This window comes from Luteimicrobium xylanilyticum (assembly GCF_009429125.1).
GTDB classification, from domain to species: domain Bacteria; phylum Actinomycetota; class Actinomycetes; order Actinomycetales; family Cellulomonadaceae; genus Luteimicrobium; species Luteimicrobium xylanilyticum.
The window spans coordinates 2,245,788-2,266,989 of sequence record NZ_CP045529.1 but is presented as its reverse complement, the minus strand read 5'-3'; the positions used below and the strand labels follow the sequence as shown (position 1 = coordinate 2,266,989).

9 protein-coding genes are annotated in these 21,202 nt (G+C 66.2%); 6 read left to right on the top strand and 3 right to left on the bottom strand.

The window, feature by feature from the left end; genetic code table 11:
* Nucleotides 1–112: 112 nt before the first annotated feature.
* On the bottom strand, nt 113–3,457 hold the full coding sequence (locus KDY119_RS10065) for a DEAD/DEAH box helicase (RefSeq protein WP_036949942.1): 3,345 nt from the start codon (nt 3,455–3,457) through the stop codon (nt 113–115).
* Nucleotides 3,458–3,738: 281 nt separating this feature from the next.
* The gene (locus KDY119_RS10060; RefSeq protein ID WP_051136510.1) at nt 3,739–5,976 is read right to left on the bottom strand and encodes a 3'-5' exonuclease; all 2,238 of its coding nucleotides are present in this window, start codon (nt 5,974–5,976) and stop codon (nt 3,739–3,741) included.
* 188 nt (nt 5,977–6,164) lie between these two features.
* On the opposite strand from KDY119_RS10060, the gene KDY119_RS10055 reads away from it, so the two are divergent.
* From KDY119_RS10055 to KDY119_RS10035, 6 genes are read left to right on the top strand one after another with little or no spacing between them, the layout of a single operon-like run.
* Entirely contained in the window at nt 6,165–11,351 is a 5,187-nt protein-coding gene (locus tag KDY119_RS10055; RefSeq protein WP_036949944.1) for a DEAD/DEAH box helicase, read from the top strand.
* 53 nt (nt 11,352–11,404) lie between these two features.
* A complete protein-coding gene (locus KDY119_RS10050) occupies nt 11,405–14,218 on the top strand; it encodes a helicase-related protein (RefSeq protein WP_227994287.1) in 2,814 nt (937 codons plus the stop codon).
* The gene (locus tag KDY119_RS10045; RefSeq protein WP_227994286.1) at nt 14,215–17,451 is read left to right on the top strand and encodes an Eco57I restriction-modification methylase domain-containing protein; all 3,237 of its coding nucleotides are present in this window, start codon (nt 14,215–14,217) and stop codon (nt 17,449–17,451) included. Before KDY119_RS10050 ends, KDY119_RS10045 begins: the two co-directional genes overlap by 4 nt.
* 41 nt (nt 17,452–17,492) lie before the next feature.
* Nucleotides 17,493–18,314: a hypothetical protein gene (locus KDY119_RS19095; RefSeq protein WP_227994285.1), complete on the top strand. Its 822-nt coding sequence runs from the start codon at nt 17,493–17,495 to the stop codon at nt 18,312–18,314.
* Entirely contained in the window at nt 18,311–19,177 is an 867-nt protein-coding gene (locus tag KDY119_RS10040; protein ID WP_036949947.1) for a hypothetical protein, read from the top strand. Before KDY119_RS19095 ends, KDY119_RS10040 begins: the two co-directional genes overlap by 4 nt.
* Nucleotides 19,170–20,300: an AAA family ATPase gene (locus tag KDY119_RS10035; RefSeq protein ID WP_194174161.1), complete on the top strand. Its 1,131-nt coding sequence runs from the start codon at nt 19,170–19,172 to the stop codon at nt 20,298–20,300. Before KDY119_RS10040 ends, KDY119_RS10035 begins: the two co-directional genes overlap by 8 nt.
* On the opposite strand, the gene KDY119_RS10030 is transcribed toward KDY119_RS10035, so the two are convergent.
* Nucleotides 20,269–21,057, bottom strand: coding sequence for a transposase family protein (locus KDY119_RS10030; protein ID WP_036944245.1), 789 nt, complete (start codon nt 21,055–21,057; stop codon nt 20,269–20,271). The two genes, KDY119_RS10035 and KDY119_RS10030, sit on opposite strands and share 32 nt — an antisense overlap.
* Between the last annotated feature and the right edge of the window lie 145 nt (nt 21,058–21,202).

Sequence of the window (21,202 nt, the reverse complement as noted above, 5' to 3'; positions counted from 1 at the left end):
TCCTCAGCGTGACGACACGGCCGGCCCACCTGCTGCCGGCGGACCTTGCGAACTCGGGCGAGCCCGCGCTACCTCCTTACTCTAGAGATCCGGACTGACATCGCCCCCGCAATCAACGGCTCTCCGGGACGATTTCGACGATGCAGGTGGCGAGGGGCTCGACGCGGAGCTCCGGGAGGGCCCGACGCGCCAGTTCGGCATTGAGCTGCTCGTACCGCGTCTGCGCCCGTCGCAGTTGGGACTCGAACAGGCCGATTCCACGAGAACTGCGTCCACGATTGACGGTCGTAACCAGGCGTCGCCGGATCGCCGCCATCTTCCGCTCATGCTGCTCCCGCAGCGTGATCTCTCGCGCCGCGGTCAACGAGTCGAACTCGGCGCGCCGGCGCGTGCTCTCGCTCTCGTGCCGCACCTGGAGCCGGTTCAGTGCACGTTCGGCGAGCGCACCGAGGCGGTCAGGGCGAGTGAACGGGATATCGGTGAGACGGCCTTCGGCGAGAGCGGCAAGGAGGTCGTTGACCGGCTCCTGGCCGCCCGGGCGCCCGTCGATGTCGACCGCTTCACCCCAGATCTCGTCCCCGCCGCGGGATCCGGAAACGGCCTTAGCGAGTACGACGAGGTAGGTGCCGGGACGGGACGACTCGGAGTGAGCGCGGATTCCGAGCGCTGCGAACCGCGCCTGCCGGTGGCCCGGCACGTCAACGGCTGCCATCACGAGCGGGCTTGTCGCGGTCAGGAGTGTGCCGCCATGGGTTCTGGCAAACTCCTGGTCCATCACGAGGCTGACGGGAAGCTCGGACCGCAGTTCGGCAGCGAGCGCACCTGTTTCTGCGCCGGTTCGACGTTGCCGCTGGGCGAGCGCCGAGACGCGGCTGGCCATCGTGGCGTTGCCACGGAGCGTCATGGTCAGACCGTCCGCCGCGACCTCGACGGGAAGTGACCCATCAACCCGTGCCCAGTCGTCAAGGAGGAGAGCGAGCTCACGCTGGCCGATGTACCGCCCGGTGCGCACGAGGTCTTCTTCCAGTCCGGCGACGTCGACATCGTTGCTCACCATGAGCGCGCTGGAGGCATCCGCGACGTCGCGGAGACCGGCCCGCTGTTCCTCGAGGGCAGTGAGCGCTTCGTGAACTTTCTGCTCGCGCTGGGCGGGTGTGAGGTGGAAGTCGAAGCCAAGCTTCAGCAGTGCGGGCGCCGCCTCCGAGATGATCGGCTCGAGCGCGCCGATCGAGGACTCGAAGATCTCGATGCGGTCCAGGAGGCGGGTCAGGATCCGTTCGTCGATCGTCCGCTCGTTGATGAAGTTGACCACCAGCACGGTCTCTTCGGTCTGACCGATGCGGTCGATCCGGCCAATCCTCTGCTCGATCTCCATGGGGTTCCATGGCAGGTCGTAGTTGATGACGGCGGAACAAAACTCGAAATCGAGGCCCTCGCTGGCGACGCGGTTGGCAAGAACGAAGTCGTAGTTGCCGGTGCGGAAGTCGGCCATCACTTGACGCCGTTTTTGGCGCTCGACCCCTCCGTGCAGCACCGCGATCCGGAAGCGTGAGCCGAGCCTGTTGGCGAGGTAGGCGAGCGTCGGGCGCGAGTGCGTGAAGAGAAGTGCCTGGCGGCCGCTCCGATGCAGCTCGACGAGGACGTCGGACAGGACATCGAATTTGCTGTCGACCCCAGCCGGGAGGGCTTCAGCTGCGTCGATGAGGGCGCGGTGCGGAGCCAGCCGCCCGGGCTTCGTGTCGCCGTCTTCGTCTGTGAGGTCTCCGAAGCCCTCCGGGTCAAGGACCGCGCGGCGCGCCATGGGTAGGCATGCCGACGCGAGTCGTAGAGGCATCTGCATCGCAAAGTACAGAGGTGAGGCCATGGCGTCAGCGCGGTCTTCGCACCAGCGGACGTACTCCGAGTAGAAAGCCTCCTCGTGCACTGTCCATGTGATCTCTCGGCGGTCTTCGGTGCGCTTGGCCTTCCTCTCGTCGACCTCGACCTTCTTGGTCCGGGTGATTACCGTGGAGAGGGTGTTCAGCTCCGCGAGGTAGCGCTTCGCAGTCACGATGTCGGTGTGGTCGAGCTCGTCCTTCGTGAGTACATCGGTCAGGCGGGCGAAGTCGGGACGGTTCCTGATGATCAGTCCGTGTGGTGAGTCCTTCAGCTGCTCCAGCTCGGCTAGGAGCTCTCGCCCGCAGACATCCTTGGTGATGAGTCGAGACGCAACAGCGTTGATGACGCGGTTGGGTTCGAGCCTGCTCATCAAGTCCTCGATCTCGCCGTAGTCCTCGGGTGCGAGCAGCTCCAGCAGGTTCAGCAGGTCGGCCTGCCGGAGGTTGATCGGTGTCGCGGTGAGGAAGACGAGATTGTCCGCCCACTCTGCGAGCTCCGTTCCCAGCGCGTAGCTCCTGGTGTCGGCATTTCGCATCGCGTGCGCTTCGTCGACGATGACGAGGTCGAAGGCCGGCGGCACGTCCCGGAGTTCGGCGAGACCGGCCCACGTGCGAAGTCGTTCGAGGCTGCAGATGTACGCGTGCCGACGCGGAAGGCGGTTCTGCTGGTGTCGGTCGAGGAAGGTCTGGAGGTTTCCGCTGTCGAGTTCGGTGAGATCGAACTCGAACCGGTCCATCATCTCTTCACGCCACTTGCCGAGGAGGCTGGAAGGGCACACGATCAGGACACGGTCCGCTTCCTGGCGCGCCTCGAGCTCGGTCCAGATCAGGCCTGCTTCGATCGTCTTTCCAAGGCCGACCTCGTCAGCGATGAGGAGGCGTGCCTTGCCGGTCTCGAGGAGCTTGAGCACGGGCTTGAACTGGTAGGGGCGAAACGTCGTCCGCGTGGCGCGGAACGAGAACAAAGTGTTCGCGAATTTCCCCTCGAGCTTCGCACGTGTGAGTGTCGCTCCGAACCGAGCCGCCGGGTCGGGCTCTGCCTGAACCCACGTCTCCGGGTCGTCGCTCGCCGGCCGAGGGCGGAGTTGATCTTCGAGGACTCGCTGGGACGCACCTTCGACGATGACCTGGTACGACCAGGCGCCGCTTCCGAAGCTTCTGTCTCGGACGACGACATCAATGCCACCCGGATGGGTGATGACCGGTTCGTACAGCGCGAAGCGCGGCCGCGGCACCGGGGTTGCCCTAGCCCACAGGTCCTCGGCCCAGTTCCACGCCACAGTGAGAGGGTGGTCATCCGAAAGCTCGTCAAGGGCCACGATCGTGGCGTCACCGGGAAACGGCCCGGAGCCGACCTGCAACAGAAGACCCCCGTCGTCGAGACCCTGGAACCAGTAGAGCCCCTCGGGAAGCTCGGCGCCTGATTCCCACAGAACGCGGCACTCGGTCACTCGGTCGACGATCGTGCGGACAGTCATGTCAAGCAGGAGAGCGCGGCTGAAACCCCCGCGGCCAAGGACGTCATCCACCTTCTCTTTGTCCGGGTGATACCCGAAGGACAACGGTGCGGCAGCTGACATCTGTGATGAGCTCCTCGGGCTGGCAAGTCAGTCACGTTGCCCGACGAGGCGAGACAGAAGTCAACGGGCTGACCGGAGAATAGCAGCGCGCTCGCGCTCGGGTCGGCCGCCAAGGGCACGCGTGCCCTAGGTCACGGTCCAACGCTGGAAGACCGTGAGCCACAGCGCTCTGGGGAGAGCGTGCGGTGCTTGGTAGCGTCCCGCATCGCGCTGGGAACTGGTCGGTGACGGCGATCGACACCGTCGCGCATGAGCGAGGAAGGCCGCTGGTGCGCGGATTCTCAGGATGGCGGCTCGCCTTTGACGGAAGGCACCAGACTGCTCCGACGACCACTCCACATCACGACGAGTTCGTCGCGCGCCCGTGTGGCGGCGACGTATATGAGCGACCGTTGCCGTTGCATGGCATCGGCTTGATCAGCTTCGGGCAACGCGGCTGATGAAGGTCGTGCCCCGGCAGCCATCCCGAGCATGATGACCCGTCGAAACTCCATGCCCTTGGCGCGGTGCATCGTCATCAGAGCGACCTTGGCCGCCGGCGGTCTCTCCCGGTTGGCAACCGCCTGCACAGGTACGCCGAAACTCCGGATGCTTTCGAGCAGTGTGTCCACATCCCGGGTGCTGCGGACGAGCACCCCGAGCTCGTCCGGTGTGTCACCGTCGTCGATCCACCGCTTGAGCCGGGTCGCGGCTCGTGCGTATTCGTCCAGCTTCCCCGATGCTTCGATGAGCTCGGGGGTAGGCCCGCGTCGTGCGGACCGGTAGCCGGCCTTCTCGGTAATGTCCCCGTCAAGGTCTTCGAAGTCGCCGCCGTCGAGCACACGCAGGGCAAACGCAAGGTTCTCCGCGGTTGTGCGGTAGTTGAGCGTGAGCCGGCGTGAGCGCCCGCTGATCTTGATCCCGTAGTGCGCCAAGACGACCTTCTGGCCGTAGATCCGCTGCTGGGCGTCCTCGGCGAGGAACAGGTCGTCAGGTCCTGGCGCAACAAGGGCGCGAAGGAGCAGGAGCCGTGAAGGGGAGAGATCCTGGGCTTCGTCGACGAGCACGTGATCCGCTACCTGCTTGCCGCCTCGCGAAGCCCCCAGCTCCAGCGCAGCGGCAGCGACCGCAGCCTTCTCTTCGAAGGACGTCGTCCCGCCGAGCGAGGCGAATGATCGGTATCCCTCGACCACCGTCCAGAGATCGTTCCTCTCGGCGCGGTTGAGCGCCACGCCTCGTCCGCGGCGAGGAACACGGGCGTAACCCCTCGCATCGAGGACGCGGTGCGGCAGCACACTCGTCGCGTACTCGGCCTCGAGGAACGCGGGCGTCAGGAGGCCTTCGGGCAGAGCCCCTGTCGGTGCGCTCTTCGCGGCGCGCACCCACGTCTCGTCGCCAGTCATCCCCAGAATGTTGGTGCCGCGGGGACCAAGAACTGTCTGGACGGCATCACGGAGCGGTAGGCCAAGCGCATTGGTGCTGGCCAGGACCCGCCGTGCGATGGCGTCGACGCCTGCGACGTAGACGCCGGATGTCCCGAGATCGGGGGCGATCTGAACCGTTGAATCGAGCAGGAGCAAGTTGTCACGCAGGGAGTCGGCGAGCGTCGTGTTGTAGGTGGTGAGGACGATCCGTGCATCGGGGTTTTGTCGGGCCAGGTGTCGCGCCCGGTGCAGCAGCACGACAGTCTTGCCGGTTCCTGCCCCGCCGGTGACGCGGAACGAGCCAGAGCGGCGACGGGTTGCGTAGTCGCGCTGCTCGGGGTGAAGGAACGTGCGCCAGGCACCGAAGTCGCGGGCTTCGATCGCAGCCTGAAAGTCTTCATCGGTCTCGAGGAACGCGAATTCAAGCCGAGCAGCGGGGTGTCGAAGCGCCTTGAGGAGGTCGTCTTCGGTCCGGGCGCCGGCGCTGGGCGTCCAGTCGAGGCTGTACCTCTCCCGGACAGCGTCGAGGGACGCTCCGAAGGCGAGATCGAGCATCGCGTATCCCTGCCAGAGTCCGTCGACCGTGTCCGCCAACTCTTGGAGGCCGTCATCGTCGGTAGTGGCGAAGGCGGCTTCGGCGAACGATCGCCGCATGCCGAGCCCGACGAGGTCCTCGACGGTGATCCCTTGGACCTCGAGTCGCGACCACGACGCGGTACTGATGTCGTCCGGCTTGGGCTTCGCGGCTGGCTTGGCTTGCGTCTTCCGCTGCGGCGGCGTGCCCTGCAGGCTCGCCTTGATGAGCTCCGCGACCCCATTCGTCTGGTTGATCTCGACGCGATGGGTCTTGGCGAGAGCGATCGCCTCGTCGTGGTTGTAGGTGCCGAGGTAGATGTAGTGCGGTGGCCCGTCGGTGCCTTGGACCCTGACCAGCAGGGCACGCCATTGCTGGTTGACGCGCCCGGTACGGATCAGCGGGTCCGCGCCGTTGATCTTCTCGATGTGAAGACCGGGCGCGGTGTCGTCCTCGCGGAGCTTGCCGAGGAACGCGCTGACCTTCGCGTGGACAGCGGGGTCCAGACCCGGGGCTTCGCGTTGCCAGATGATCTCCGCCACATCGAGGATCGTAGAAGGGACCGACGTCGACGAGGCCGTGTCGTCGCCGGCGCGTCGGGTGGTGTGTGGGCGAATTCGCCCGGATCCCAGCGGTTCGTGGACGTTCACGCCTGTCGGGCTTGGTACTTTTCGTGGTGAGACGACGCCGGTGACGACCACTGGCCGGTTGGCTGGGACGGCAGGGGAAATTGGACGCGTTCAAGGTTCACCGGAACCTCATTGATGACTATCGGCGGTTCACGGAGGGGTTCGTCGAGATCCTCGACCCGCGCATCCGCGCGTCGGTGGCCGAACAGACAGCCGGCGGCGCGCAGTGGCCGGACCCGTGGCTGTCGCTGAACCCGTCGTTCCAAGTCGGTGGCTCGGTCGACGATCTCGTCTCGGCGGGAACGCTGCACCCGGGAGCTGCGGAGATCTTCCGGGTAGGCAAGGACATGAAGCCTCCGGCACCGAAGCCGATCGTGTTCCACCAGCACCAGAAGGATGCGATCGAGGCGGCGACCGAGGGCGACTCGTACGTTCTGACGACGGGCACCGGGTCGGGCAAATCGTTGGCATACATCGTTCCGATCGTGGATCACGTGCTGCGCCGCGGCTCGGGTCGTGGTGTCCAAGCGATCGTCGTCTACCCGATGAACGCCCTCGCCAACAGCCAGCAAGAGGAGCTGAGCAAGTTCCTGCGCGACGGGTTTGGTGAGGGCAACGAGCCGGTGACGTTCGCGCGGTACACGGGCCAGGAGTCGCCCGACGAGCGCGCTGCGATCCTGGCGAATCCTCCGGACATCCTGCTGACCAACTACGTGATGCTGGAGTACGTGCTGGTCCGCCCCAAGGAACGCGATGGCTTGGTCACCGCTGCGCAGGGCCTGAAGTTCCTCGTGCTCGATGAGTTGCACACGTATCGGGGTCGGCAAGGTGCCGACGTGGCGATGCTGGTCCGTCGCGTGCGGGAGGCAACGGGTGCCGGCGATGCACTGCAGTGCGTCGGTACGTCGGCCACGATGTCGACGGCGGAGACGGTCGCTGAGCAGCGCAGGGAGGTCGCCGAGGTCGCCACTCGCATCTTCGGGTCCGAGGTGGTGCCGGAGCGAGTGATCACCGAGACGCTCGAACGGGCGACGGTCGACCGTGCCCAGGCAAGAGCTGACCTGATGGCGGCGGTTGATGCGCGCGGTGAGGCGGAGGCGTTCGACCCCGCCCTGACGGGTGGCTACGAACGGTTGGCCAACGATGCGCTTGCAGCCTGGATCGAGGATGCCTTCGGGCTCAGTGCCGAGCCGGGCACCGGCATCCTCGTGCGCACACCGCCGGTCACGGTAGAAGGGGTGGCGCGGGACCTCGCCAGGGTGACGGCCCGCGACCCTAAGACATGCGAGACGGCGATTCGTGCGACGCTCCTGGCGGGATCCCGCGCCCAGGACAAACGCACCGGGCGCCCGCTGTTCGCGTTCCGACTCCACCAGTTCATTTCGAAGGGAGCCTCGGTCTACGTGACTGCCGAGGCCGAGTCCGATCGCGAGATCGTCCACGACTACCAGATCTATGCGCCGGGCGCCGAGACGGAGCGCCGGCTGTACCCGCTGGCGTTCTGCCGCGAGTGCGGCCAGGAGTATCTGATGGCCAGGTACGACACGAAGAAGGGCATATTCACCGCCCGCACTCGAATCGCACTCGAGCCGAACGGCGATGACGAGCGTGACGGGTACCTGTTCGTCGACACGACCGATCCCTGGCCGTCCGACCCGATCGACCGCCTCCCGGACTCGTGGCTCGAGGAGACGGGTTCGGGCACTCGGGTGCGCAAGGCGCGTCGTGACCGGGTCCCGCGGCCGTTCCTGGTCGGACCGGACGGCACCGCGACCCCGCTGCCCGGCGGTTCCCCGGCCAGGGGGGTACAGGCTTCGTGGATCGCCGGCGGGCTCATGTTCTGCCTGCGTTGCGGCGTGTCGTACAACCAGCCGCGCACCAGCGAGATCTCCAAGGTGGCCGCCCTCGACGTCGAGGGCCGTTCGTCGGCGATGACAGTGTTGTCGACGAGCATCATTCGGTCGCTCGACGCGGAGAAGGACCTACCCGACCAGGTCCGGAAGTTGCTCACGTTCGTCGACAACCGGCAGGACGCCAGCCTGCAGGCCGGGCACGTCAACGACTTCGCCCTGGTGGGGCAGCTCCGGGCTGCCCTCTACGCGGCAGCGAAGAACGCTGGGGACGACGGACTGGACCCATTGGAGCTGGGCAATACGCTCCCGGGGTACCTGAACCTGGCCAAGAAGCACTACGCGCAGAGCCCAGACGGCTTCGACACGTCCCAGGCCGACGCCGCGCTGCGCCGCGTGGTCGGATTTCGTGCCATGCAGGACCTCAAGCGTGGTTGGCGCGTGACGCTCCCGAACCTTGAGCAGACCGGGCTGGTCCGTGTGCACTATCCGATTGCGCGCCGCCTCTGCGAGGCAGAGGACTACTGGGCCGGGGCGCACCCGCTTCTGAGGCCCCTGGACTCCGAGCAGAGGTACGAGCTTGTCGAGGTCCTGCTGGACGAGTTCCGCCGCGTGCTGGCACTGGACACCGATGTCTTCTCCCAGGAGAACGTCGAGCGACTCCAGGCTCTGAGCCGGGAGCATCTGACTGGTATCTGGGCGGTGGGTGACCGCGAGAGCATCCCGTACCTCGGCATCGCCACCCTGCTGCCGCAGGGGCAGGGTAGTCCGCGGAACGCTCTCTCGCTCACCGCGAAGGGATCCTACGGACGGTGGCTGAAGTCGAAGGTCGCGCCTGGAATGCCGCTGTCCGACGTCGAGACCACCGACGTGCTCACGTCTCTCGTGACACTGCTCGCCCAGAACGGCATGCTCACCGAGGCCCGCGAGCGCGACCTGCACGGATACCGTCTCAAGGTCCACCAAATTCGGCTCTTCAAGTCCGACGGCAAGCATGGCGCGCCGGATCCGGTCCGCCGGAACCATGCACCGGAGCAGGCGCCTCGTGTTGTCCCGTTCTTCCGTGACCTGTACCGCGACGCGGGACGGCAGCTTGCCGGGCTGGTCGCCAGAGAGCACACAGCGCAGGTTCGCGCTGAGATTCGCCAGGAGCGTGAGAAGCAGTTCCGCACCGGCGAGCTCAAGCTGCTCTACTGCTCACCCACGATGGAGCTGGGCGTCGACATCGCGTCCCTCAACACGGTCGCGATGCGCAACGTGCCTCCCACCCCCGCCAACTATGCCCAGCGTTCTGGCCGTGCCGGGCGCTCGGGCCAGCCTGCCGTGGTGGTTACCTACTGCGCGAGCGGTAACGCCCACGACTCCTACTACTTCGCGCGCAGTGATCAGATGGTTGCGGGCCGAGTGCTTCCGCCGCGGCTCGACCTGGCCAACGAGGACTTGGTGCGTTCACACGTGCACTCCATCTGGTTGGCGTGCACTCATGCCACGCTGGGCACGTCGATGAAAGAGGTCGTCGACGTCGGGCAGCCCGGCTACCCTCTCCGCCCCGGGCTGAAGGCTTCGTTTTCCGACTCTGACTTCCTTTCGCGGGCGCTTGCTGCGGCAAGAGTCGTCTTGAAGCCATTGGAGCACGAACTGGTCGAATCTCCGTGGTGGTCGACGGGCTGGCTCGACGACGTGATTGCGATGGCTCCCGACGAGTTCGACCGCGCCTGCGACCGGTGGCGCACTCTGGACCAGACCGTGCGCCAGGAGATGGACACGGCCTATCAGCAGATGACCGACGTGTCCTTGCTCAAGAAGGACCGGCAGAACGCCGAGATGCGACAGCGGGAAGCGAGCCGCCAGCGCGACCTGCTGTTGAACGAGTCCGATACGTTCGGCCAGGGCGACTACTACCCGTATCGCTATTTCGCTTCTGAGGGATTCCTCCCGGGGTACTCCTTTCCGCGTCTTCCGCTCGCGGCGTACGTGCCGGGTGTTCGTGGTGCGGGTGCAACCTGGCTGCAGCGCCCACGGTTCCTGGCTCTGCGCGAGTTTGGCCCGAACGCGCTCGTCTACCACGAGGGGGCTCGGTACCAGGTCACGCGCGTCAATTTGCCTCGTGACCCGCATGGCGACGCCGTCAGCACAGGAAACGCGGGCAGCGTCACCCTGTCGTCGGTGCGGATCTGCCTGTCGTGCTCGTATCACCACGAGCGGCAGGTCGGTATGGACGTGTGCGAGAACTGTGGCGCTCCGCTCTCGGAGGTGCTCAACAACCTGATGCTGATGCAGACGGTGGTCACCCAGCGTCGTGACCGGATCAGCGCTGATGAGGAGGAGCGCCAGCGGCTGGGCTTCGCGATGGTCACCACCTACCGCTTCCGACCTCGTGGCACCGCACCCGCCAGCCTCTATGCCCAAGCTGTTGAGGCAGGCGTGCCGGTGCTGGATCTGCGCTACGGCGACGCGGCCGAGCTTCGCGTCACCAACACCGGTCCGCGCAAGCGCGCCCCGGGCACCACGCCTGGGTTCTGGATCGATACGGTCAAAGGGAAGTGGCTCTCTGATAAGCGTGCAGCCGAGCTGGATCAGCCCGAGGCGGACGACGACGGCGAGTCTCTGCTTGCCGAGGACGTCGAGCGCAAGGCGCGGGTCGTTCCATATGTCGAGGATCGTCGCAACATTGCGGTCGTGCGCTGGTCGGAGCGCGTCGAGGACAACGAAGCGGTGACCTTGATGTATGCGATCGAGCGGGGAATCGAGGCTACCTACCAGCTGGAGGACTCCGAGCTGACTAGCGAGATCTTGTCCGACGGCGGCAAGCAGGGCCGCTTCCTCCTCGTCGAAGCCAGCGAAGGAGGCGCCGGTGTCCTGCGCCGCCTTCACGCTGACCGCGACGCATTGTCGGACGTGGCGCGCAAGGCGTTGGAGATTATTCATGTCGACCCAGACACGGGAATTGAGCGCGCTGACGCGTGTGTCGCCGGTTGCTACCGCTGCCTTCTCACCTACGGGAATCAGACTGACCACGAGTCGATCGACCGCCGTCTGGCAGTGGTGACGCTCCGTCGCCTGTTTCGGGCCACTACTGTCGCCGATCAGGTGCCCGACGATCGCCCCCTTGGGGACGGAGTCGGTCCCAGCCCCGTCGAGGGGCGCGTCAGGCAGACTTTCGCCCCGTATTCCGGCCGGGCCGCAGAACTCCTCGAGCTCCTTGGCCAACGCAATTTGCGACTGCCTACCGCAGTCGACGAGGAAGTCGAGGGCCTCGTCGTGGACCTGTACTTCCGCGACCAGAACACCGTGGTCGTGTTTGACGTCGAGGGGGAGGACCCGCTTGACACGAGCCCCCTGGTCTTCGGCGGCACCCACGTCCTCCAGGTGCCACCCGACGCCGACCTCGGCAAGATCATCGATGACAACCCGTCGACTTTCGGGAGTGACGACTGATGCCGACCTATGCGTCAGGGACCTTGGTTCGCGCCCGGGGTCGAGAGTGGGTCGTGCTCCCGGACAGCACCGACGACTTCCTCGTCCTGCGTCCGCTCGCAGGTGGCGATGCCGACATCGCAGGCGTCCTTCCCCATGTGGAGGACGTCGAGTCGGCGACATTCGCCCCGCCCGGAGCGGATGACCTCGGCGACCACCGCTCCGCGGGGCTCCTGCGTGACGCACTGCGGATCGGGTTCCGCTCCACGGGTGGCCCGTTCCGTTCGCTGGCACGCCTCGCGGTCGACCCTCGCCCATACCAGTACGTGCCGCTGCTCATGGCGCTGCGTCAGGAGACGACCCGACTGCTGATCGCGGATGACGTCGGTATCGGCAAGACCATCGAAGCTGGATTGGTTGCGGCCGAGCTCTTGGCACAGGGGCAGGCCAACGGGCTGGCCGTGGTGTGTCCGCCGAGTCTCGCCGAGCAATGGCAGTCGGAGTTGCGTGAGAAGTTCGCTCTGGAGGCCGAGCTGGTGCTGGCCTCCACCGTCAGTCGGCTCCAGCGCGGCCTGACCGCGGACGAGTCGATCTTCGACCGCCATCGCATCACGATCGTCTCGGCCGACTACATCAAGTCCGACAACCGTCGCCACGAGTTCCTGCGCACCGCGCCCGACCTGGTGATCGTCGACGAGGCGCACACCTGCGTGGTGGACGACTCCGGTAAGGGTGGACGTGGACGCACCCAGCGTTACCGCCTCCTGCTTGACCTCGCCCATGACGAGAGCCGTCATCTCGTCCTGGTGACGGCTACCCCGCACTCGGGAAGCGAAGGTGCGTTCCGCAACATGCTCGGTGTCCTCGACCCGGCCTTGCGCGACCTGGACTTGCGGACCGACGAGGCCCGGCGGAGGGTCGCGCGGCACCTGATTCAGCGCCGCCGCGCGGACGTCCGCCGATTTATGGAAGACACCCGGTTTCCGTCGGACCGCAAGTCCACCGAGGTTGCTTACACTCTCGCTCCCGCCTATCGGTCGGTGTTCGACGACGTCGTCGCATACGCCCGCGGCCAGGTAGCCGACCGCTCTGGTACCGCCACGGAGCAGCGTGTGCGTTGGTGGAGCGCCCTGGCACTGCTCCGTGCTGCCGCATCGTCGCCGAGGGCTGCCGCTGCCACGTTGACCACGCGTTCGGAGACGCTCTCTTCGCCGGACAGAGCGGCGGCGGACGCGGTGGGTCGCGCGACGGTGTTCGATCAGACTGAGGATGAGAGCACGGGGGCGGAGGACGCGAGCCCGGGGGCTGTTCCCGTCCTCGACGACGGCTCACCGGAGGTCCGTCACTTGGCCGACCTCGCCGACCGGTTCCGCGCGCTGGCATCCGGAGATGACGCCAAGCTCACGACCCTCACCAAGCGTGTGCGCGCCTTGCTCAAGGACGGGGTCTCGCCGATCGTGTTCTGTCGCTTCATCGCGACGGCGCAGTACGTCCGGGAGCACTTGGCCGAAGAGTTCAAGAAGGTTCAGATCGACGTTGTCACGGGTGCGCTGGCCCCCGATGACCGCGCTACACGGGTGGGTGCCCTGCTCGATGCCGCCGCGGGGGAGCCGCGTATCTTGGTTGCCACCGACTGCCTGTCCGAGGGTGTGAACCTCCAGGATGGGTTCCAGGCCGTCGTCCACTATGACCTTGCCTGGAACCCCACCCGCCACGAGCAGCGCGAAGGGCGGGTAGACCGGTTCGGCCAGGTGGCCGACGTGGTGTACGCCGTCACCCTGTACGGCGAGGACACCGGTATCGACGGGATCGTGCTCGACGTCCTCCTGCGCAAGCACGCGCAGATCCGGAAGGATCTCGGCATCAGCGTCCCGGTGCCCAACGACACCAACGACCGGGTCGTGGAAGCCCTACTGAACGGCATGTTGATGCGCGGCAGGCAGCAGGAGCAGCTCGAGCTGGACCTAAACCTCGTGCCTGAGGCCAAGGCATTCGAGGACGAGTGGAACTCGGCCGTCGAGCAGGAGAAGGTCTCTCGAAGCCGTTACGCCCAGGCTGCCATTCGTCCTGACGAGGTCGCCGCCGAGGTCGGGGAAGCTCGCGCACGCCTGGGCAGCCCGGCCGACGTCGCGCAGTTCGTCCGCGATGCCTTGAGCGAGGTCGGTGCCGCCACCGCCACCACCTCTGACGGCCTGACCCTCGAGATGCACTCGATCCCGGGCACTCTCCGGGACGTCCTGGCCCGCACCGGTACGCCGGGTGCGGCCACCCTGAGGTGGGTCGACGACCTTCCAGCGCCGCGTGGCGCGGCAGTGCTTCACCGCACTGACGAGCGCGTCGCGGCGCTGGCTCGCTTCGTGCTTGACGGCGCCCTTGACCGGCGCGTACCCGACCGTGAGCGTCCTGCTCGTCGCGCTGGAGTCATCACGACAAGCAACGTCGCCGCCGTCACCGTTCTGCTGCTGGTTCGCGTGCGCGTGCACGTCACCCTCCCGGGCCGTCATGAGACCCGCACCGAGGTTGCCGAGGAGACCCGCTTGCTCGCTTTTCGCGGCACTCCGGCCAAGCCTGAGTGGCTGTCAGACGGCGAGGTCGAGGCCCTGCTTGCCGCAACGCCCAGCGCCAATACGCCGGCGGACCAGGCCCGTGGTCTTGTTGAGAACGTCGTCAAGGCCCTCCCACAGATCGCCGCCCACCTGGACGACGACGCCCGCGTGACCGCGGAGCAGATGCGCGAGGCTCACGCTCGCGTCCGCCAGACGGCACGAGGCCGCGACGCCGTCGGAAGCTTTGGCGTGCGCGGCCTGACAGTCGAACCGCAGCTGCCCGTCGACGTGCTTGGCTTGTTCGTCTATCGGCCCGACATGTCAAGAGGAGGTGCAGCGTGAGCGCGCTCCAAGCGATCCGCATCGAGGGCGGAATCTTTCCTGCAGCCCTCTTCCAACGTCTCACCGCGGGTGAGCTCGGGACTGCCGAGTCTCGCGCGGCGCGGTCGTACGGCCTGGTCGGCAACGAGTCGATCCGCGATGCTGCCAACCGTGCGTGGTCCTACCTCGCCATCGCCTGGAGAGACTGGCGCGAGGCTCAGGCCGCCGCCCCCGGCGGGGAGTGCAGCACCAGCGCCGCTCTTGCCCGAGACAAGTGGCTGCTGGTTCTGCTGCGCGAGCTTGATTATGGCCGGCTCCCGGCCCGGACGGGCGGGATTCAGGTCGATGACGACGAGCCCTTCCCTGTCTCGCACCTGTGGCAGCACGTCCCCATTCACCTGCTTGGACCTGGCGTCGATCTCGACCGGCGTACTCCGGGCGTCGCGGGCGCCGCGCGTGCACCACAGGCCATGGTTCAGGACCTGCTAAACCGGTCTGACGACTACCTGTGGGCCATCCTGTCCAACGGCCGCCGGCTGCGCCTCCTGCGCGACTCGACCGCCTTGGCGGGCTCGGCATTCGTCGAGTTCGATCTCGAGGCCATCTTCGACGGAGAGCTGTTTGCCGAGTTCCTGCAGACGTGCCACGCGTCCCGCCTCGACGTGCGGCCCGTCAAGGATGGTGACGCGAGCCCGGCCGACTGCTGGCTTGAGCTCTGGCGTGCGGACTCGGTCCGTGCTGGCTCGCGGGCCTTGGACCGCCTGCGGGGTGGCGTGGAACGGGCCCTTGGGCACCTCGGTACGGGATTTCTCCGCCATCCTGACAACCGTGACCTCATTGATGCTCTCCGCACGGGCAAGCTGACGCGCGACGACTACCACCGGCACCTGCTGCGCTTGGTCTACCGGATGCTCTTCCTCTTCGTCACTGAGGATCGGAATCTTCTGCTTGATCCCGCTGCTGATCCCGCGGCCGTTGCCCGGTACCGGGGCTACCTGTCCACTCAACGCCTGCGGAGTCAGGCCCGGAGACGTCATGGGAGCCCTGCCTACGCCGATCTCTGGCGTGCCCAGCGCCTCGTCCTCAGCGCGCTGGGCGGCGACGGCGAATCCGCGCTCGGGCTGCCTGCCCTCGGCGGTCTGTTCGACGCCGAGGGGGAGCAGGGTGAGCCGCTCGTCACGGCCGAGCTCGACAACGAGGCGTTCCTTGAGGCGGTCCGAGATCTGGCCTGGATGTCCGACCGTGGCTCGCGCGTCCAACCGGTCGACTACCGCAACCTCGGCGCCGAGGAGCTGGGTGGCGTGTATGAATCACTCCTGGAGCTCGTGCCGCAAGTCTCGGTGGACGACCACACGTTCACCTTCGAACGCCTGAGCGGCAACGAGCGCAAGACGACCGGTTCGTACTACACGCCGCCCGCGCTGGTCAGCGCGCTACTCGACTCTGCGCTCGATCCCGTCATCAACGACGCCGTCCGTGGCACGCGCGACGCTGACGAGGCCGAACGTGCCCTACTCGCTCTCACGGTCTGCGACCCGGCCTGCGGTTCTGGGCACTTCCTCGTCGCCGCAGCTCGGCGCATCGCCCGACGCCTGGCGGCAGTCCGCTCCGGCGAGGAGGAACCCACCCCTGACGCCGTTCGCCACGCGCTGCGCGACGTTGTCGGACGGTGCGTCTACGGCGTGGACATCAATCCGATGGCTGCCGAGCTCGCGAAGGTATCCCTCTGGCTGGAGGCCATGGAGCCCGGGAAGGCCCTCGGCTTCCTCGACGCCCGCATCCGCGTCGGCAACTCCCTGCTGGGTACGACGCCGTCTTTGCTGAGGGGCGGGGTCCCTGACGACGCCTTCAAGACGCTCGATGGTGACGACAGCAAGTACGCCACCCAGATCAAGAAGAGCAACAAGCTCGAGCGCGGCGCCGGGGCCGGTCGCCTCGGATTCGGTGGGCAGGATGCGCTAGATCTCGACTTTGGCGGCGGGGCGATTCATGACCTTGCCGACGAGCGCAGCCAGTTCTTTGTCGTGCACGATGACGCGGCCGCGGTTCGCCGGCAGGCTCGCCAATGGACTGCGTACGCGACGTCATCCGACTTCCGCCGACGAAAGGTCCACGCGGACGCCTGGTCGGCGGCGTTCGTCTGGCCGCTTCGCCCGAGCGCGATGACGCGGGCGTCCTCAGAACGAGAAGCGGTTGTGCTCCCTCCGACCTCAGCTGTCGTGCGCCGGTTCGAGGCAGATCCCTTCGCACGGTCTCTCGCAGACACCCGTGCGCAGGTAGAGAAGATCGCCGGCGAGTACAAGTTCTTCCACTGGCACCTCGAGTTTCCCGAGATCTTCGACCGACCTGGAGGACGCGCTGGTGAAGCGGGTTGGACGGGTGGTTTTGACGCCATGCTGGGCAACCCGCCCTGGGAACGAGTGAAGCTGCAGGAGCAGGAATTCTTCGCGGCCCGCGATCCTGAGATCGCGAAAGCCCCCAACGCGGCCGCGCGCAAGAGGCTGATCGCTCGGCTGGCCGACAGCGAGTCGCAGGCCGACCGTGCCCTCTACCTCGAGTACTCCGCCGCCCTGCGCCGCGCCGAGGGGGAAAGTGCTCTGCTCCGTACCTCGGGCTCCTACCCCCTGGCCGGTCGCGGCGACGTCAACACGTACGCCGTCTTCACCGAGCTGTTCCGCACCCTGACGGGACCCACGGGGCAGGCCGGAATCATCGTGCCCACGGGCATCGCCACCGACGCGACTACCCAGCACTTCTTCCGTGACCTCGTGCAGAGCAAGAGCATCGCGGCCCTGTACGACTTCGAGAACGCGGCGCCGATCTTCGAGGGAGTACACCGAAGCTTCAAGTTCTGCCTGCTCACGATGACTGGACGTGAACGCGCCGCGGGCGCCGCGAGCTTCGCCTTCTTCCTCCACGATGCACGGGACATCGAGTCCCGCGAGTTCGCCCTGACGCCGGAGGAGATCACGCTCCTCAACCCCAATACCGGCACCCTCCCGATCTTCCGCACCCGCCGCGACGCTGAGATCACCCTCGGCATCTACAAACGCGTCCCCGTTCTCATCGACGAAAAGAAGGTCGCCGCCGGCGACCCCGACGGCAATCCTTGGGGCGTCAAGTTCATGACGATGTTCCACATGTCGAACGACTCGCACCTGTTTCGCACGCGCGAGCAGCTGGAAGCCGAGGGCTGGGTCCTGGAAGGCAACGTTTTCGTTCGGACCGAAGATAGCGGGGGGGGGGGGGGGTAGGCCATGAGCAGGACCGCTACCTCCCGCTCTACGAGGCCAAGATGATGCACCAGTACGACCACCGCTGGGCAACCTACGATCCCGACGGCAAGGTCCGGGACGTCACCCTCGCTGAGAAGCGGGACCCATCGTTCTCTGTGCTGCCCCGCTACTGGGTCCACCAGGCCGAGGTCGATCGTGTCATCGGCGACCGCTGGGACGTGCAGTGGCTCATGGGCTGGCGCGACATCGCTCGCGCCACCGATGAACGCACGATGATCGTGCCGGTGCTTCCTCCTGCGGCTGTCGGGAACAAGGTGCCGTTGATGCTGTCGGCGCGTGGCTGGCTGCTCTCGACGGTGCTCAACTCGTTCGTTGCCGACTACGTGACACGCCAATCGGCCGGCGGGACGAGCCTCAACTACTTCATCGTCAAGCAGGTCGCTACGGTGACTCCGACGCAGATCTCTGAAATGAATTGGCTCGGTAGCTTCCCGGAGGCCTGGCTTCGATCAAGGCTGCTCGAGCTGGCTTACACGGCGCATGACATGACCGGTCTCGGCGAGGAGTTCGGAATCGAAACGCCGTACAACTTCGAGGAGGACCGCCGTGCGGTGCTACGCGCCGAAGTGGACGCGGCCATGTTCCATATCTACGGGCTCTCGCGAGGGGAGACGGACTACGTGTTGGAGACCTTCCCGATCATTCGCCGCAAGGACGAAGCTGCGCACGGCGAGTACCGTACGAAGCGTCTGATCCTAGAGAACTACGACGCGATGGCCCGTGCCATTGCGCACGGCGTGACGTTCGCGTCGAAGCTAGACCCTGTCCCTGGCGACGGTCCTCGTCACCCGGCCTGCGATCAAGAGATGGTTCACCGATGACCGAAGTCGCGGAGCGCTACCTGCCGCTCTACGAGTCAAAAATGCTTCACCAATTCGACGACCGATGGGCCACCTACGATGGTGGCCAAACCCGCGACGTGACGCTCGAAGAGAAGGCGGATGTGGACTTCTTCGCTCTCCCGCGCTACTGGGTGCCGGATCGCGAGGTGTCGAAACTCGTAGGCGAGACGCAGCCGTTTGTCTCTGGTTGGCGAAAGATTTGCCGGGCAACGGACGAGCGCACGCTCGTTTCTTTTGTATTTCCTCGCGCTGGGATCGGCGACTCCGCAAACGTCGCGTCGACGTCGCGAGAGGACGCCTGGCTTCTGGGTGCGTTCTACGCATCGTTTGTTGTCGACTTCGTCGCGAGACAGAAGGTGGGGGGCACGAACTTCAACTTCTTCCACATGGCACAGGTGCCCGTTCCTCAGCCGAACAAGGTCGGGCCGGCTTGGTCGCAGAGTCCAGATTGGTTCCGTGACCGTATCGCCGAGTTGATCTACACCTCACGTTCCATGGCAGGTGCGGCCGTCGCCCTCGGGGTCCCTGGGCAGCCCTTCCTCTGGGACTCCGAACGTCGCTCGCTGCTTCGTGCCGAGCTCGATGCGGCCTTCTTCCATCTGTACGGTGTGGCTCGCGACGACGTCGACTACATCATGGATACGTTCCCGATTGTGCGGCGCAAGGACGAGGCCGCGTACGGTGAATACCGCACCAAGCAGGTGATCCTCGAGGTCTTCGACGCGATGGAGGCGGCGATGGACGCGGGTACCGAGTACCAGACGATCCTGGACCCGCCACCGGGAGAGGGGCCGCGTCACCCGGCGAGGCACCCTGAGGAGAGCAGGTCGCACCGTGCATGATGAGCAGGTGCAGTTCGTGACGAGGGTCGCCGCGCGCAACTTTCGGTCGTTGAAGCAGGTCGACGTACCACTTGGACGATTCAGCGTGCTTGCGGGACCGAACGGCTCGGGTAAGTCGAACGTGCTTAACGTGCTGCGGTTCCTTGCGACTACGGCGCGCCTCGACCTGAGCGCTGCACTGGACCAGTGGTCTGGATTTGACCACATCCAGCGCCAGGATGGATCTGACGGCGAAGTCAAGATCCAGGTCCACGGCCAGATCACGCGCTACTCGAGCCCCAACGCACTCGACGAGTACGAACTGAGTATTCGGCAGGGGAAGCGCGGAATCCTGCGCACGGAGGAGTTCGAGTTCAAGCGGCGGTCCGGTCCCGGGCGGCGGTACCGCGCGGTAGGCGAGACTGTCTCGATCACGGAAAATGAGCGTAGCGTCCAGGATGTGCGCGTGGCGTCCGCACAGACAACCGGATTGGCAACGCTGCCGAAGCTTGCGGACGACCAAGGTGGCCTGGGAATTCGTGACCTCGCCGACTTTCTCGCAGAGATCCGTGTGCTAGAGCCTGACGTCGAGGCCGCGAGGCAGCCATCCCGTCGAGGCAATGGGCGGCTGTTCGGCGACGCGTCGAACCTTGCAGATGCTCTCGTGACGTTGCGGCAGAAGAGTCCGGATGCGTTCGGGCAACTTCTGTCGGACCTGAGGCTCTGTCTTCCCGGTCTCGCTGACATCGGCTTCCGCTCCGTCGGTGGGGCGACAGGGGCGCAGGCGGTGGAACTACACGAGCGAGGCGTGCGTCGGCCGATCGATCTGGCGGACGCGTCGTTCGGCACGGTTCGGATGTTGGCGCTGCTGACAGCACTGCATGAACCGGATCCGCCGGCCTTCACGGCGATCGAGGAAGTCGATCATGGCTTGCATCCGTATGCCCTCGATGTCCTGGTTGATCGCATGCGAGCGGCGAGCAGTCGGACGCAACTCCTCGTGGCGACTCACTCGCCAACCTTCCTCAACCGGCTCGCACCGCAGGAAATTATCGTTTGTGATCGCGACCCGAGGACCGGCGACTCTCTGATCCCCGCACTTAGAGCGTTATTCACGTGGCTTGGCGGTAGAACTCGAGGTTGACGATCATGTGGATCACGCTTGGTAGTTCGGTCAGGCGTCCGCGGTAGCCGGCGGACAGGGTCTTCCACTGTTTGAGCAGCGCGATGGTGCGTTCGACCGGGGCGCGCAGGGACGAGATGTGACGGTTGTGCTCGCGGTCCGCGTCGGTGCGGGGCGCGCCCCTGGTCTTGCGGCGCGGGGTCAGGCGGGTGTGCTTGACGTAGGCGGTGTCGGCCAGGACCGCGACCGTGCGGCGCGTGCGGGCGGCGGTGATCTGTTCGGCCCAGCCGACCTCGTCCAGGGCGCGGGAGTCGTGCCGTGATCCGGGCACGGGGGCCGAGACGTCGGCCAGGGTGCCGTCGAAGAACGCGGCGACCTGGACGCCGAGGGCCTGCTTGCGGTGCTTCGCGTTGAAGTTGGTCGTGCCGGTGCCGGCCCTGTTTCCGGTAGGGATCGGGGTGCCGTCGATCAAGACCGTGCCGCGTTCGAGGGCGTCGCGCAGGTGTCGACGGTCCATCGCGGTGACCTGCCCGATGATCGGCATCAGGTACCGCCAGATCCGCGAGACGGTGGGCTGGGCGATCCCGAACAGGTCCCCGGTCAGCTGTTGGGCCAGGTTGTGACGCACCTTGATCAGGATCATCGTGACGGCGCGTCCGAACCCGAGCTCGAACTCGTACCGCTCGGGTCGGGGTCGGCCGGTGTGGACCTGCCAGGCGCGGGCGATCAGCTCGGTCGTCTGGGCGGGGGTCAGCCCGCACGTAGAGTGGTAGCGCATCGGTCCTTCGTTCGTGCTCGATCCTGGCGTAGACAACCTGGATCAAACCGGACGCGAGGACCGTTGCGCTACTTGCCTGAACTTGACCCTGACCAGCACCGACGCAGGTCAGGCGCCAGCAGCCACACGACCCGACCACAGCCGC